The organism is Streptomyces sp. CAI-85 (genome assembly GCF_013363615.1).
GTDB classification, from domain to species: domain Bacteria; phylum Actinomycetota; class Actinomycetes; order Streptomycetales; family Streptomycetaceae; genus Streptomyces; species Streptomyces antibioticus_B.
Genome location: NZ_JAANNX010000007.1, coordinates 206,682 through 221,125 on the forward strand (window position 1 = coordinate 206,682; position 14,444 = coordinate 221,125).

Sequence of the window (14,444 nt, forward strand, 5' to 3'; positions counted from 1 at the left end):
TCCTCCGCGTCTCACAACAGCTCCTGCGCGACGGTCAGTTCGGCGCCGGTCGCGGCGACGACGTCCTCGACGCCCACCCCGGGCGCGGTCTCGACGAGCCGCAGCCCGTCCGGTGTGACGTCCAGGACGCCGAGGTCGGTGACGATCCGGTCCACGCACGCCCTGCCGGTGAGCGGCAGCGCGCACTCCGCGAGGATCTTCGGCGAGCCGTCCTTGGCGGTGTGGGTCATCACGACGACGACCCGGCGGGCGCCGTGCACCAGATCCATGGCCCCGCCGATCCCCGTCACCAGCTTGCCGGGCACGGCCCAGTTCGCGAGGTCACCCGTCTCGGACACCTGCATGGCGCCGAGCACGGCGACATCGATGTGCCCGCCCCGGATCATCGAGAACGACAGCGCCGAGTCGAAGAACGAGGCGCCGGGCAGGACCGTCACGGTCTCCTTGCCCGCGTTGATCAGATCGGGGTCGACCCGGTCCTCGGTGGGGTAGGGGCCGGTGCCCAGGATGCCGTTCTCGGACTCCAGGACCACATGGACGCCGTCCGGCAGATGGTTCGGGATCAGGGTCGGCAGCCCGATGCCGAGATTCACGTACTGCCCGTCCTTCAGCTCGTGGGCCGCCCGCGCCGCCATCTGCTCACGTGTCCAGGCCATCAGACGCTCACCGTCCGCCGCTCGATCTTCTTGTCGGCCGCCTGCTCCGGGGTCAGGGCCACGACCCGCTGCACGAAGATCCCCGGCAGATGCACCGCGTCCGGATCGATCTCCCCGGGCTCGACGAGTTCCTCGACCTCGGCGATCGTCACCCGCCCGGCCATCGCGGCGAGCGGATTGAAGTTCCGGGCGGACCTGTTGAACACCAGATTGCCGTGCCGGTCGCCCTTCGCGGCACGCACCAGCGCGAAGTCGGTGCGGATCCCGCGCTCCAGCACGTACTCCACGCCGTCGAACTCCCGTACCTCCTTCGGCGGCGAGGCGAGCGCGACGCCGCCCTCACCGTCGTAGCGCCACGGCAGACCGCCCTCGGCGACCTGAGTGCCCACCCCGGCCGGGGTGTAGAAGGCGGGGATGCCGGCGCCGCCGGCCCGCAGCCGCTCGGCCAGGGTGCCCTGCGGGATCAGCTCGACCTCCAGCTCCCCGGCCAGGTACTGGCGGGCGAACTCCTTGTTGGCCCCGATGTAGGACCCGGTCACCCGGGCGATCCGCCCGGCGGCGAGCAGCACCGCGAGGCCCGACTCCATCGCCCCGCAGTTGTTGGAGACGACCGACAGGCCGCGCACCCCCCGCTCGTACAGGGCGCCGATGACGACGCCGGGCACGCCGCTCAGTCCGAAGCCGCCCACCGCCAGCGAGGCGCCGTCCGGCACGTCGGCCACCGCCTCCAGGGCCGTGGCCACCACCTTGTCCATCGGGGGAGCCCCCTCTCTGTCTGTCATCGAATCCGCCTGCCACCGAAGCTGCGTGCCACCGAATTAGTCAGGGCACTGATTATCTCTCCGAGGTGGCCACACGCTGTCATCGCCGCACGGCGCAGTCAAGACCCCAGGCCGTTGGCGGTCCGATCACTCATGGGACCCGAGACGCCGAAGGGATCACCGGGTATTGTTCAGTGCACCGACGAAATCTCTCACCTCGCCGAGGAGCGCACATGGCCGCCGTGGACCTCACCAGCCACCCCGGACACCTGGCCCGGCGGCTCCAGCAGGCCCACTACCTGCTGTGGAACGCGATGGTCTCCGAGGAGATCACCTCGCCCCAGTTCGCCGTCCTCAACGCGCTCGTCGCCGAGCGGGACCTCGACCAGCGCACGGTGGGGGAGCGGGTGGGCCTCGACCGCTCCACCGTCGCCGAGGTGATCAGCCGGCTCATCCGGCGGGGCCTGCTCGACAAGGTCCGCGACCCGGAGGACGGCCGCCGCTACCTCCTCGCGCTCACCGAGGAGGGGCTGCGCACCCACCGCCGGCTGACCGTGCGCACCGCCCGGATGAACCAGGTGTTCCTCTCCCCGCTCTCGGCCGACGAGCAGACCCTGTTCCTCGACCTCATCCGCAGGGTCGCGGACGCGGCGGAGGGGCTGCGCAATCCGGCGGAGCCGGCTGTCACGCCGTAACCCTGACGGGGGCGTCTCCTCGCGGGGCCTCAGGGCGCCTTCGCGTACACCACCCACACCTGGCCCTCGGCGAAGTCCACCGGCGTGCCGTCCTCGCCGGTGAACGTGGTCCCGTCCAGCGCGCTCGGACGCGTCCAGCGCACGTCGTACGACCGGCCCCCGCGCAGCACCTCCGCCCGCCCCGAGCCGACCGTCTCGGTGTACGGCGTGTTGTTGCCCAGGAAGTCCTGGAAGCCGGACCGCCGCACGGTCACGTACTGCACGACCACGGTGGCCGGCCCCAGCCGCTTGCCGTCGGTCGTCTCGGCCGGGCGGCCGTCCATGGCGACGAGCCAGCGGTCCTGCCGCTCCGACCAGGTGAAGGTGAAGCGGGCGGCCGGATAGCGCACGGTCCGCGTGGCCTTCGGCGTGCCGCCCTCGGGCGCCGGGCCGTACCGGAAACCCGTGGTCAGCCCGGCCGGGCCCGGCGGGGTGGGCAGCAGCCGGGCGGGCCGCAGATAGAGGTTGTGCGGGGCGGCCCGGCTCGTGCCCCGGTAGTAGGCGCCGGACACGTCCGACGGCGTCACGGGGTCCACCGGCGCCCGGTCGATCAGCGGCAGCAGCTTGCTCTGCGCGCCCGAGAACGCCAGCACCGGTTCCCGGAACTGTCCCAGCAGCTCAAGATCGGACTCGCGGGCGCTGCGCACCGGTCCGACGGACTTCGGGACGGCGGTCGCGTACACGGCCATCAGTCGGCTCAGGCCGCCCTCGACCTGTTCGACGTAGACGACGTCCGCGGCGCCCAGACCGGTCTGCGGCCGGGCGGCGGGGGCGTTGTCGATCTTCACGGCGAGCACGGGGCCAGCGGCGGGGGCTTCGGTGGCGGTGGGCGAGGGAGGGGGATTGGGGCTCGGCCGTCGGTCCGCGCCCCGGCTGTCGTCCGCCGACGGGGGACCGGAGGACGTGGAACAGCCGGTCGCCACCAGGCACAGTGCCGCCGTGGCGGCCAGCACCGCCGCCACGGCCCGTCTCGCGCGTCGCGTGTCCGCCACCTTCGGTACCCCCGTTCCGTGACTTGATTGTGCGCTTGTCGGACTGGTGTGCGCCATGGCGGGCCGAGATCGGCCGAGGGACTGCCGTGACTGCTGCCGTGATTCATGCCGTGATGCATGTCGTGGTTCATGTGGTGGCGGTACGGGTACCCGGGCGACTGCCGGGACCCGGGATCCCCGGACCCGCCGGGCGGACCGGTGCCCCGTGGAGGGAGCGCGACACCATGAAGGCAGTGACCTGGCAGGGGAAGCGGGACGTCCGGGTGGAGACCGTGCCCGATCCGGAGATCCAGGAACCCACGGACGCCGTCATCCGCATCACCTCCACCGGGCTGTGCGGCTCCGACCTGCACCTCTACGAGGTGCTCACGCCCTTCATGACCCCGGGCGACATCCTCGGGCACGAACCCATGGGCATCGTCGAGGAGGTCGGCGCGGGCGTCCCCGACCTGATGGCGGGCGACCGGGTCGTGGTGCCCTTCCAGATCGCCTGCGGCAACTGCTGGATGTGTCTCAACGCGCTGCCCACCCAGTGCGAGACCACCCAGGTCACCGGCGAGGGCATGGGCGCCGCCCTGTTCGGCTACACCCGGCTGTACGGCGCGGTGCCGGGCGCCCAGGCCGAGTATCTACGGGTGCCGCAGGCGCAGTTCGGCCCGATCAAGGTCCCCGAGGGGCCGCCCGACGACCGGTTCGTCTATCTCTCCGACGTGCTGCCCACCGCCTGGCAGGCCGTCGCCTACGCGGACGTCCCCGAGGGCGGCACCGTGGCCGTGCTCGGCCTCGGCCCCATCGGTGACATGGCCTGCCGGGTCGCCCTGGCGCGCGGCGCGGGCCGGGTGTTCGGGGTGGACCTGGTGGACGAACGGCTGCTGCGGGCCCGGGGGCGCGGGGTGGAGACGTTCGACCTGCGCGGCTTCGACAGCGAGAAGGAACTCGTGGAGGCGGTCCGGGACGAGACCGACGGGCGCGGGCCCGACGCCGTGATCGACGCCGTCGGCACCGAGGCGCACGGCAGCGCGGCCGCCAGGCTGGTCCAGAACACCTCCGCGATGCTGCCGCGCCAGATCAGCGCCCCCCTCGCGGAACGCTTCAGCGTCGACCGGCTCGCCGCCCTCTACATGGCCATCGACCTGGTGCGCCGCGGCGGCACCCTGTCCCTGGTCGGCGTCTACGGCGGGATGACCGACCCGCTGCCGATGCTCACCCTGTTCGACAAGCAGCTCCAGATCCGCATGGGCCAGGCCAACGTGCGCCGCTGGAGCGACGACATCGTGCCCTACCTCACCGACGACGACCCGCTCGGCGTGGACGACTTCGCCACGCACCGGATGCCGCTGAGCGAGGCGCCGCACGCGTACGAGATGTTCCAGCACAAGCAGGACGGCGCGGTGAAGATCCTGATGACCCCCTGACCCTCTGATCAGGGCGTCGGCCGATCCGCCCGGGTGCCGAGAATCTCCGCGAGGTCGTACCGCACCGGCTCCTCCAGTTGGGCGTACGTGCAGCTCTCCGGCGTACGGTCCGGACGCCAGCGGCGGAACCGGGCCGTGTGCCGGAAGCGGGCGCCGTTCTCCATGTGGTCGTAGGCCACCTCGGCCACCCGCTCCGGCCGCAACGGCACCCACGACAGGTCCTTCTTCCCCGACCACCGGCTCGGCGCCCCCGGCAGCCGGGCACTCTCATGGGCGGCCTCGTCGGCCCAGGCGCCCCACGGATGCCCGGAGACGTCCTCCATGCGCAGCGGCTCCAGCTCCTCCACCAGCTCGGCCCGCCGCTTCATGGTGAAGGCCGCCGCGACCCCGACGTGCTGAAGGGCGCCCCGGTCGTCGTACAGCCCGAGCAGCAGCGAGCCGACCACCGGCCCGCTCTTGTGGAAGCGGTACCCGGCGACGACCACGTCCGCGGTGCGCTCGTGCTTGACCTTGAACATGGCGCGCTCGTCCTGGAGATAACGCAGCGTGAGCGGCTTCGCAATGACCCCGTCCAGACCCGCGCCCTCGTACTCCTCGAACCAGCGCCGCGCGACCTCGACGTCCGTCGTCGCCGGCGCCAGATGCACGGGCGGCGTCACCCCGCGCAGCGCCGCGGCGAGCAGCTCGCGCCGCTCGGCCAACGGCACGTCGACCAGGGAGCTGTCCTCCAGCGCGAGCAGATCGAACGCCACGAACGACGCCGGCGTCCGCTCGGCGAGCGTCCGCACCCGCGACGCCGCCGGATGGATCCGCTCCGTCAGCGCGTCGAAGTCCAGCCGCCCCTCCCGAGCGATCACGATCTCCCCGTCCAGCACACACCGCTCCGGCACCCGCCCCAGCAACGCCTCCACCAACTCCGGAAAATACCTGGTCAACGACTTCCCGGTCCGACTCCCCACCTCGACCTCACCCCCATCCCGAAACACAAGAGCCCGAAACCCGTCCCACTTGGCCTCGTACTGCATCCCGGGCGGGATCTGCGCCACCGACTTGGCGAGCATCGGCTTGACGGGGGGCATGACGGGGAGATCCATGATCCGACTTTACGAGCGGCGCGTCACCTCCGCTCGCTGCGCGGTGCCTCGAACGAATACGGCATTCGCCCCGTCGTAGTCCTGAGGCGGGACACGTCTCAGGTGCGTCTGCCGAGGAGCGTTTGATGGGTAGGGTCGGGCGATTCATGGGCCTGGCGGCGGCCGCGATGGTGTCGGCCGTCGCGTGCACGGCGGGCAGCAGCAGCGACGGAGAGGAGTCAGGGTCCTGCGCGTTTCTGATCCTGTACCAGAACCGAACGTACCGGGACGTCGCGAACGTGGAGTTCACCGTCGGGGAGAAGCTCGGCGACGCCACTCGACCGCCCTGTGACGACACCGGCGGCCAGGATGATGCCGGGAGCCCGGAGACGACGGAGACCGTCTACGAGGTGGATGGCATTCCGCCCGAGGTGGCCATCGCGGTCGGGGACGCACCCAAGGAAGCCACGTTCGTCGCCGTCTACTCCGGCTCGGAGCTTCCGCCCGCAGTGATGAAGCTGATCGACGGCTCGTGATGCCGACGGGCCGCCGGACCGATTGGACGATGGCGGCGTCCCGCTCCGGTCCCGCGGGTCCTGCTCGGTGTCGACCACTCTGTCCGGTATGCGTGCTTTCCGGGTTGCGCCTAGCGTGGCTCGCATGGGTGATGCGGTGGAGTTGGAGGTGGGGGGACGGACGGTGCGGCTGTCCAGTCCCGGCAAGGTGTTCTTTCCGGAGCGGGGGTTCACCAAGCTGGACCTCGCCCGCTACTACCAGGCCGTCGCGCCCGGCATTCTGCGGGCCCTGCGCAATCGGCCCACCACCCTGGAGCGCTACCCCGACGGGGTGAGTGGGGAGTCGTTCTTTCAGAAGCGGGCGCCGAAGAACATGCCCGACTGGATCCCGACCGCTCACATCACCTTCCCCAGCGGGCGCAGCGCCGACGAGATGTGCCCGACCGAGGAGGCGGCCGTGCTGTGGGCCGCGCAGTTCGGGACGCTCACCTTTCACCCCTGGCCGGTGCGGCGCGACGACGTCGACAGCCCCGACGAACTCCGGATCGACCTCGACCCGCAGCCCGGCACCGACTACGACGACGCCGTCCGCGCCGCCCACGAACTGCGCGCCGTTCTCGACGAGTTCGGGGGTCTGCGCGGCTGGCCCAAGACCTCCGGCGGGCGTGGGCTGCACGTCTTCGTGCCGATCGAGCCCCGCTGGACCTTCACCCAGGTGCGCCGTGCCGCGATCGCCGTCGGGCGCGAGATGGAACGGCGCATGCCGGACCAGGTCACCATCAAGTGGTGGAAGGAGGAACGGGGCGAGAGGATTTTCATCGACTACAACCAGACCGCTCGTGATCGGACCATCGCCTCCGCCTACTCCGTCCGGCCCCGCCCCAACGCCCCCGTCTCGGCGCCCCTGCGCTGGGAGGAGGTGGGGGTGGCGCATCCCGCCGACTTCGACATCGCGACCATGCCCGCCCGGTTCGCCGAACTCGGGGACGTCCACGCCGACATGGACGACCACGCCTTCTCCCTCGAGGCCCTCCTCGAACTGGCCCGCCGTGACGAACACGAGCACGGGCTCGGCGACCTGCCGTATCCGCCGGAGTACCCGAAGATGCCGGGCGAGCCGAAACGGGTCCAGCCGAGCCGGGCCAAGAAGGGGGAGGCGTAGGGGGCGCGGACTGGGGCGACTCGGCGTTTTCACCTCGCCTCGCGGAGTTATCCTGTCCCGCATCCACCGAGGAGGAGCCCCGTCGTGACCGAGACCGCGCCACGCCCCACCCTGGAGGCCGTGGCCGCGCGGGCCGGTGTCTCCCGGGCCACCGCCTCACGGGTCGTCAACGGCGGCGACGGCGTCCGCGAGCCGCTCGTGGAGCGGGTGCGGCAGGCCGTCGAGGAACTGGGGTACGTGCCCAACCAGGCCGCGCGCAGCCTGGTGACGCGACGCCACGACGCGGTCGCCGTCGTCATCGCCGAACCCGAGACCCGCGTCTTCGCCGACCCCTTCTTCGCCCTCCAGCTCCGCGGCATCAGCAAGGAGCTGACCGCCCACGACAACCAACTCGTCCTGCTGCTCACCGAGGGCCGCGACGACCACGTGCGCGTGGCCCGCTATCTCGCCGGCGGCCATGTCGACGGCGCGCTGGTGTTCTCCCTGCACCTCGACGACCCGCTGCCCCGCCTGATCCGCGGCGCCGGCATCCCGACCGTGTTCGGCGGCCGCCCCGACTGGCACGGCGGCCCCGAGGCCGCGGTGTACGTCGACAGCGACAACCGCGGCGGCGCCCGCGCGGCCGTCCGTCATCTCGCCGGCCTCGGCCGGACCCGGATCGCGCACATCACCGGCCCCCTCGACCAGACCTCCGCCGCGGACCGCCTCCAGGGGTTCCGGGACGTACGCGACGACGCCGATCCGCAGCTCGTCGCGGAGAGCGACTTCACGCCGGGCGGCGGTGAGCGGGCGATGCGCGAACTCCTCGCCCGCCGGCCCGACCTGGACGCCGTGTTCGCGGCCAACGACCTCGCCGCGTCCGGCGCCCTGCGGGTGCTGCGCGAGCAGGGGCGGCGGGTGCCCGAGGACGTTGCCGTGGTCGGCTTCGACGACATGCTGCCCGTCGCCGAGGGCACCGATCCGCCGCTGACCACGGTGCGTCAGGACATCGAGGAGATGGGCCGCATCATGGCCCGGCTGCTGCTGCGCCGCCTCGACCCGAACGCCACCGACGACCCGCCGACCGGCCTCGTCCTGCCGACCACCCTGGTGCGCCGCGCCTCGGCCTGACCGCACCCCGGTCCGGTGCGGCCCCGCCTCACGCCTGCTGCGGGCCCGCGCTCCTGATCACCGCGAAGCGTGCCCCGTACGGGTCGGCCAGTCTCGCCAGCCGGCCCACGCTCTCCACGTCCGTGGCCGGCATCCGCACCGAGCCGCCCAGCTCCTGCGCCCGGGCCACGATCCCGTCCACGTCCGTGACCTCGAAGTACGGCAGCCAGTACGAGCCCGTGCGCGCCTCGACCGGATCGTCGGCCAGCGGGACGACCCCGCCGAACGCGGCGTCCTCGCCGAGGCCCGCCGGGTTGACGCTGGTGTACGTCCCGCCGGGGAAGGCGACCGCGCACGTCTCCAGACCGAGCGTGGCCTGGTAGAAGGCGGCCGCCGCCGCGATGTCCGGCGTGTACAGCTCGACCCAGCACAGCGAACCGGGCTCGCCCACGACGTCCACGCCCTTGGTCCGCGCCGCCTGCCAGAGCCCGAACGACACCCCTGCCTGGTCGGCGAGGATCGCCATCGTGCCCTGCCCCATGACGTCCATCGGCGGGACCAGCACGCTGCCGTGCGCCTGCTCGGCCGTCTTGGCGGTGGCGTCCGCGTCCGGTGTCGCGAAGTACACCGTCCAGGACGGCGGGCCCTGCTCGGGCGTGGTCTGCATGCCGCCCGCCACGGTTCTGCCGTCCGACGTGAAGAAGCCGTAGCCGCCGGCCTCGGGGCCCGCCGACTCGAACCGCCAGCCGAAGAGCGCGCCGTAGAAGGACGTCGCGCCGTCGATGTCCGGCGTGCCCACGTCGATCCAGTTCGGAGCGCCGTCGACGAAACGGGTGGTGAGCATCTGCGCCCTCCTCGGATGGGTCCCGTTGCCTGCCCTGTCGAGTCTGGCACCGCCCACTGACAATCGCCGCCGGAGTGCGGCGCGTCCCGCGCGCCGCCGTGCGTCGGGGCCCGCCGCGGGGCCACCATCGGACTGCCCGCCTTCGAGCCACCGGCCTCACCGGCCGCACGGCCGCACTGCCCACACGTACGGCCGACCACGCCGACCGCACGTATATGCGACGTTGATCGAACGTTTTTCGCCGCGCGGCACGATCCTCCGCATGTACACGGACACGATCTCCACTCCCGACCTCGCCTGGCAGCGGGAGGCGCTGTGCGCGCAGACCGGGGCGGACTTCTTCTTCCCCGAGCCGGGCAGTTCGGTGCGGGAGGCCAAGCGCATCTGCGGAATGTGCGAGATGCGCACGGCCTGCCTCGACTACGCCCTGGCCAACGACGAGCGTTTCGGCGTCTGGGGTGGTCTCTCCGAGAAGGAACGGCTCCAGCTACGACGCGCGCGCTGATACGGACGCGCGTGCTGACACGAGCGGCGCGTCAGCCGGCCGCGCGTGCCGCCATACGGGCCTTGCGGGCGGCCAGCTTCTCGTCGAACTTCGACGCCTCCGAGTCCAGGCCGCCCATGAACAGGCCCAGTTCGTCCTGCGCCTGCTGCCCCTCCGGGCCGAGGCCGTCGATGTCCATGACCTTGAGGTGGCGCAGCACCGGCTGGAGCACGTCGTCGTGGTGGATGCGCAGGTTGTAGACCTCGCCGATGGCCATCTGCGCGGCGAACCGCTCGAAGCCGGGCATGCCGTGGCCGGGCATGCGGAAGTTCACGACGACGTCCCGCACGGCCTGCATGGTGAGGTCGGGGGCGAGCTGGAACGCGGCCTTGAGGAGGTTGCGGTAGAAGACCATGTGCAGGTTCTCGTCGGTCGCGATACGGGCCAGCATGCGGTCGCAGACGGGGTCGCCCGACTGGTGGCCGGTGTTGCGGTGCGAGATGCGGGTGGCCAGCTCCTGGAAGGCGACGTAGGCGACCGAGTGCAGCATCGAGTGGCGGTTGTCCGACTCGAAGCCCTCGCTCATGTGGGCCATGCGGAACGCTTCCAGCTTGTCCGGGTCCACCGCGCGCGAGGCGAGCAGGTAGTCGCGCATGACGATGCCGTGCCGGCCCTCCTCCGCGGTCCAGCGGTGCACCCAGGTGCCCCAGGCGCCGTCCCGGCCGAAGAGCGAGGCGATCTCGTGGTGGTAGCTCGGGAGGTTGTCCTCGGTGAGCAGGTTGACGACGAGCGCGATCCGGCCGATCTCGGTGACCTTCGACTGCTCCTTGTCCCAGGACTCGCCGTCCTCGAAGAAGCCGGGGAAGTTGCGGGCGTCGCTCCAGGGGACGTACTCGTGCGGCATCCAGTCCTTGGCGACCTTCAGATGCCGGTTGAGTTCGGTCTCGACCACTTCCTCCAGCGCGTACAGCAGTTTGGCGTCGGTCCAGACGGCGGGGCTGCCGAGATGCGGGGAGGTGATCGTCACGGGGTACTCCAGGGGACGCGAAACGGAGCCGAACACTCCGGCGGCCGTGCGCCGGAACTTACGGGATCGTAGGCTACGAATCCGTAGGTTACGAATCCGTAGGTTAAGGTCGCCGTAAAGACCGCTGATCAACCGGGTTTTCAGGGGGTGTTCGGGTACACCGAAACGGCCCCGGGAACCGCTGGTCCCGGGGCCGAAAAGGTGATCGGTTCATCCGTCAGGCGTACAGGTCGCGCAGCCGGACCGAGAGACATGTCACACAGCCTTCGAGCTTCTCGAACTCGCTGATGTCGACCACGACGGGGTCGTGCCCGAGGTCGGCGAGCAGCTCGGCACTCTTCGGCGCGCTCGCCGCGATCAGCAGCTTGGCGCCGCCGAGCAGCACCACGTGCGCCCCGGACTCCTCCGGCACCGCCAGGAAGCTCGGGAACAGCGACGGCCGGTCCACCTTCGGGATGTGGCCGATGACGGTGCCGTCGGGCAGCGCCGTGACCGCCGACTTCAGATGCAGCACCTTGCTCACCGGTACGGCGACCACCCGCGCGCCCAGCGGCTCGAAGGCGGCCCGCACCTGCTGCACGCCGGCCGCGTTGGTGCGCCCGCCCCGGCCGACGTAGATCGTGTCGCCGATCTTCAGCACGTCGCCGCCGTCCAGCGTGCCCGGCTCCCAGATCCAGTTCACCGAGCAGCCCAGGTGCGCCACGGCCTCCTCGACACCGGTGACCTCGTCGCGCCGGGACTCCGCGCCGGAGCGGGCGATCAGCGCGACGTTCTTGTACATCACCACCGTGTCCTCGACGAACACGGAGTCGGGGCAGTCGTCGGCCGGGTCGACCTCGACGGTCTCCCAGCCGTGCGCCCGCAGCGCCTCGCCGTACGCCTCCCACTGCTCCAGGGCCAGCTCCGCATCGACCGGCTCCCGCTCGATGTGCGTGACCAGGCCCTCGGCGAGGCGCGGGCCGGGGCGGCGGATGAGGGCCTTCTTGGTGGGCACGTCCAGGTCTCCGAATCGGCGGGGGTGAGATCGGCGGGGGTGCAGATCAGATCTGCGGAACGCGGAGCCGCCCGGCGGATCGCGCGGCGGACGGCCTGCCGGCGCGCCTTCGGTGGCGGCGCCGGTCAGCCATCATGCAGCCCCGGTGCACCAGGACAAAACCCCTGTTGCCGGGCTGTGCCTTTCCCGAGACCCGCCCGCTCGTCCCGTTCCGGGCCGTCCGCTACGCCGGGTCCGCCGCCTCCTCGGCCGTCGTCTCCCGCAACTCCCCGTCCAGCAGCAGCCAGCGGGTCACACCGAGGGACTCCAGGAACGGCAGATCGTGACTGGCCACGATCAGCGCACCCTCGTAGGACTCCAGGGCGGTGGTGAGCTGACGCACACTCGCCATGTCGAGGTTGTTCGTCGGCTCGTCCAGCATCAGGAGCTGCGGTGCGGGCTCGGCCAGCATCAGCGCCGCCAGGGCCGCCCGGAAGCGCTCCCCGCCGGACAGGGTGCCCGCCTTCTGGTCCGCGCGGGCGCCCCGGAACAGGAAGCGGGCCAGCCGCGCCCGGATCCGGTTCGGGGTGGCGTCCGGCGCGAACCGTGCCACGTTCTCGGCGACCGTCAGCTCCTCGTCGAGCACGTCGAGGCGCTGCGGCAGGAACCGCAGCGGCACATGCGTCTGCGCCTCGCCCGACACGGGTGCCAGCTCCCCGGCGATCGTGCGCAGCAGCGTGGTCTTGCCCGCGCCGTTGCGCCCGATCAGCGCCACCCGCTCGGGGCCGTGCAGATCCAGGCCGCCCGCCACGTGCGCGCCGTACGCGAGTTCCAGGTCCCGCAGGCTCAGGACACCGCGCCCCGGCGGGACGGCCGTGTACGGCAGGTCCACCCGGATCACGTCGTCGTCGCGGACGGCGTCCGCCGCGTCGTCGAGCCGCTCCCTGGCCTCGGCGAGGCGCTCCTCGTGCAGGATGCGGTGCTTGCCCGCGGACTCCTGCGCCGCGCGCTTACGGGCCCCCATGACGATCTTCGGCTCGCGTTTCTGCTCCCACATCTTCTGCCCGTACCGCTTGCGGCGGGCCAGCTTGACCTGGGCGTCGGCCAGTTCCCGCTTCTGCTTGCGCAGGTCGGCCTCGGCGACCCGCACCATGCGTTCGGCGGCCTCCTGCTCGGTGGCGAGGGCCTCCTCGTAGGCGGAGAAGTTGCCGCCGTACCAGGTGATCCCGCCGGAGCGCAGATCGGCGATCTGGTCGACCAGGTCGAGCAGCTCGCGGTCGTGGCTGACCACGACCAGGACGCCCGGCCAGGCCGCGACGGCCGCGTAGAGCCGCCGGCGGGCGTACAGGTCGAGGTTGTTGGTGGGCTCGTCGAGGAGCAGGACGTCCGGGCGGCGCAGCAGCAGGGCGGCGAGGCGCAGCAGCACCGACTCGCCGCCGGACACCTCGCCGATGGTGCGGTCCAGGCCGATGTGGCCGAGCCCCAGCTCGCCGAGGGTGGCCAGGGCGCGCTCCTCGACGTCCCAGTCGTCGCCCACGGTCTCGAAGTGCTCCTCGGAGACGTCACCGGCCTCGATGGCGTGCAGGGCGGCCCGGCGGGCGGCGATGCCGAGGGCCTCGTCGACCCGCAGGGCGGTGTCGAGCGCCACGTTCTGCGGGAGGTGGCCGACCTCTCCGGCGACGCGCACAGAGCCGTCGGCCGGGGTGAGTCGGCCGGCGATCAGCTTGAGCAGGGTCGACTTGCCGGAGCCGTTGACGCCGACGAGTCCGGTGCGGCCGGGGCCGAAGGAGACGTCGAGGTCCTCGAAGACGGGGGTGCCGTCCGGCCAGGAGAAGGCGAGGGAGGAGCAGGTGATGGAATGGGTCGCGGAATGAGTCAAAGCGGGCCTCGCGGTTGCGTGTGCGGTCAGGGCAACGCGTATCGAGACACCGGAAGGCGGCGACCACCGCGGGAGCGGGAAGCGCGAGGGCATACGGAAAGCCCTGTCGCGCAGGGACGGCTCGAACGCCGAGGTCGCACGCAGCGCGCACACACGGGACGCGTGTGGCGTGGTGTCTCAGGACCTCAGACGAGCAACGTCCTTCTCCAATCGGCGGCAACAGGACCGTTTCACACGGTAGGAGGAGCCGGTGGCGCTGTCAAAGGATTAACGGCGGCCCTCTCCGGCGGGCTCAGCACGCGTCGCGCATCAGCTCCGCCAGATCGTGGTCCAGGTCGAGCTGGAGGTGTTCGAGACCGGTGGGCACCAGGTCGTTCGTGGCCTGGAGGAAGCGCCGGATCTCCGACGAGTGCACATGCACGACGGCGATGCCCTCGGGGGCGTGGAACTCCAGCACCGTGCGGTCGTAGCCGTACGGGCGGACGCGGACGTCGCCGTGGCCCTCGGCGTCGTCCAGGCCCGCGGCGAGCAGCTCACGGGAGAAGGTCCAGCAGACCTCCACGCCCTCCAGGGTGGCCGGGGCCGGGAAGGTCATCCGGACGGCGAACGGATCGGTGCGGTCGTAGTGCAGCGTCGCGGGGATGCTCGGCATCCTGGGCGCGGCGGCGACCAGGCGGGCCTCTACGGGCTGCTCGATGACGGTGGACAACGCCTTGCTCCCTTGCGACGACGATGTGACGGGTGCCGGTCGGACGGTGCCGGACACTCGATAGAGACGCTGGAACCGGCCGATTCGTGCACACGGATTCCGAGTGACCTCGGTCACCGCGTTTCATGCAC

The 14,444-nt window shown here is 71.6% G+C and carries 15 protein-coding genes; 6 read left to right on the top strand and 9 right to left on the bottom strand.

Annotated features, from left to right (window positions below; translation table 11 throughout):
- Nucleotides 1-11: 11 nt before the first annotated feature.
- On the bottom strand, nucleotides 12-656 hold the full coding sequence (locus G6W55_RS12465) for a CoA transferase subunit B (RefSeq protein WP_175520883.1): 645 nt from the start codon (nucleotides 654-656) through the stop codon (nucleotides 12-14).
- Complete coding sequence (locus G6W55_RS12470) at nucleotides 656-1,411, bottom strand: CoA transferase subunit A (RefSeq protein WP_175520917.1); 756 nt, start codon at nucleotides 1,409-1,411, stop codon at nucleotides 656-658. The genes G6W55_RS12465 and G6W55_RS12470 overlap by 1 nt, the downstream gene beginning before the upstream one ends.
- A gap of 239 nt (nucleotides 1,412-1,650) precedes the next feature.
- Between G6W55_RS12470 and G6W55_RS12475 the strand changes: the two genes are divergently transcribed.
- A complete protein-coding gene (locus G6W55_RS12475; protein WP_175520884.1) occupies nucleotides 1,651-2,112 on the top strand; it encodes a MarR family winged helix-turn-helix transcriptional regulator in 462 nt (153 codons plus the stop codon).
- Between the two features lie 29 nt (nucleotides 2,113-2,141).
- Here G6W55_RS12475 and G6W55_RS12480 read toward each other — a convergent pair whose 3' ends face one another.
- On the bottom strand, nucleotides 2,142-3,143 hold the full coding sequence (locus G6W55_RS12480) for a DUF3048 domain-containing protein (protein ID WP_309243694.1): 1,002 nt from the start codon (nucleotides 3,141-3,143) through the stop codon (nucleotides 2,142-2,144).
- Nucleotides 3,144-3,367: 224 nt separating this feature from the next.
- Here G6W55_RS12480 and G6W55_RS12485 point away from each other — a divergent pair, with 224 nt between their 5' ends.
- A complete protein-coding gene (locus G6W55_RS12485) occupies nucleotides 3,368-4,558 on the top strand; it encodes a zinc-dependent alcohol dehydrogenase (protein WP_175520886.1) in 1,191 nt (396 codons plus the stop codon).
- Between the two features lie 8 nt (nucleotides 4,559-4,566).
- On the opposite strand, the gene G6W55_RS12490 is transcribed toward G6W55_RS12485, so the two are convergent.
- Nucleotides 4,567-5,652, bottom strand: a complete 1,086-nt coding sequence (locus tag G6W55_RS12490; protein WP_175520887.1) for an ATP-dependent DNA ligase — start codon at nucleotides 5,650-5,652, stop codon at nucleotides 4,567-4,569.
- Nucleotides 5,653-5,798: 146 nt separating this feature from the next.
- On the opposite strand from G6W55_RS12490, the gene G6W55_RS12495 reads away from it, so the two are divergent.
- The 3 genes from G6W55_RS12495 (at nucleotide 5,799) to G6W55_RS12505 (ending at nucleotide 8,418) form a co-directional block, all read left to right on the top strand.
- Complete coding sequence (locus tag G6W55_RS12495) at nucleotides 5,799-6,167, top strand: DUF6281 family protein (protein ID WP_175520888.1); 369 nt, start codon at nucleotides 5,799-5,801, stop codon at nucleotides 6,165-6,167.
- Between the two features lie 124 nt (nucleotides 6,168-6,291).
- Nucleotides 6,292-7,308 carry a non-homologous end-joining DNA ligase gene (gene ligD / locus G6W55_RS12500; RefSeq protein WP_175520889.1) on the top strand — a complete coding sequence of 339 codons (1,017 nt, stop codon included), beginning with the start codon at nucleotides 6,292-6,294 and terminating at the stop codon, nucleotides 7,306-7,308.
- Nucleotides 7,309-7,392: 84 nt separating this feature from the next.
- Nucleotides 7,393-8,418, top strand: a complete 1,026-nt coding sequence (locus G6W55_RS12505; RefSeq protein ID WP_175520890.1) for a LacI family DNA-binding transcriptional regulator — start codon at nucleotides 7,393-7,395, stop codon at nucleotides 8,416-8,418.
- A gap of 28 nt (nucleotides 8,419-8,446) precedes the next feature.
- Here the strand turns inward: G6W55_RS12505 and G6W55_RS12510 are convergent, their stop codons facing one another.
- Nucleotides 8,447-9,241: a VOC family protein gene (locus tag G6W55_RS12510; protein ID WP_175520891.1), complete on the bottom strand. Its 795-nt coding sequence runs from the start codon at nucleotides 9,239-9,241 to the stop codon at nucleotides 8,447-8,449.
- A 262-nt stretch (nucleotides 9,242-9,503) separates the two neighbouring features.
- Here G6W55_RS12510 and G6W55_RS12515 point away from each other — a divergent pair, with 262 nt between their 5' ends.
- Nucleotides 9,504-9,746 (top strand): WhiB family transcriptional regulator, encoded by a 243-nt coding sequence (locus G6W55_RS12515; protein ID WP_175520892.1) that lies wholly within the window; start codon nucleotides 9,504-9,506, stop codon nucleotides 9,744-9,746.
- A 31-nt stretch (nucleotides 9,747-9,777) separates the two neighbouring features.
- On the opposite strand, the gene G6W55_RS12520 is transcribed toward G6W55_RS12515, so the two are convergent.
- The 4 genes from G6W55_RS12520 to G6W55_RS12535 form a co-directional block, all read right to left on the bottom strand.
- On the bottom strand, nucleotides 9,778-10,752 hold the full coding sequence (locus G6W55_RS12520; protein ID WP_175520893.1) for an acyl-ACP desaturase: 975 nt from the start codon (nucleotides 10,750-10,752) through the stop codon (nucleotides 9,778-9,780).
- Nucleotides 10,753-10,969: 217 nt separating this feature from the next.
- A complete protein-coding gene (gene ddaH, locus G6W55_RS12525) occupies nucleotides 10,970-11,746 on the bottom strand; it encodes a dimethylargininase (RefSeq protein ID WP_175520894.1) in 777 nt (258 codons plus the stop codon).
- A gap of 223 nt (nucleotides 11,747-11,969) precedes the next feature.
- On the bottom strand, nucleotides 11,970-13,604 hold the full coding sequence (locus G6W55_RS12530) for an ABC-F family ATP-binding cassette domain-containing protein (protein WP_175520895.1): 1,635 nt from the start codon (nucleotides 13,602-13,604) through the stop codon (nucleotides 11,970-11,972).
- 292 nt (nucleotides 13,605-13,896) lie between these two features.
- Nucleotides 13,897-14,313 (bottom strand): SsgA family sporulation/cell division regulator, encoded by a 417-nt coding sequence (locus tag G6W55_RS12535; protein WP_175520896.1) that lies wholly within the window; start codon nucleotides 14,311-14,313, stop codon nucleotides 13,897-13,899.
- Nucleotides 14,314-14,444: the final 131 nt, after the last annotated feature.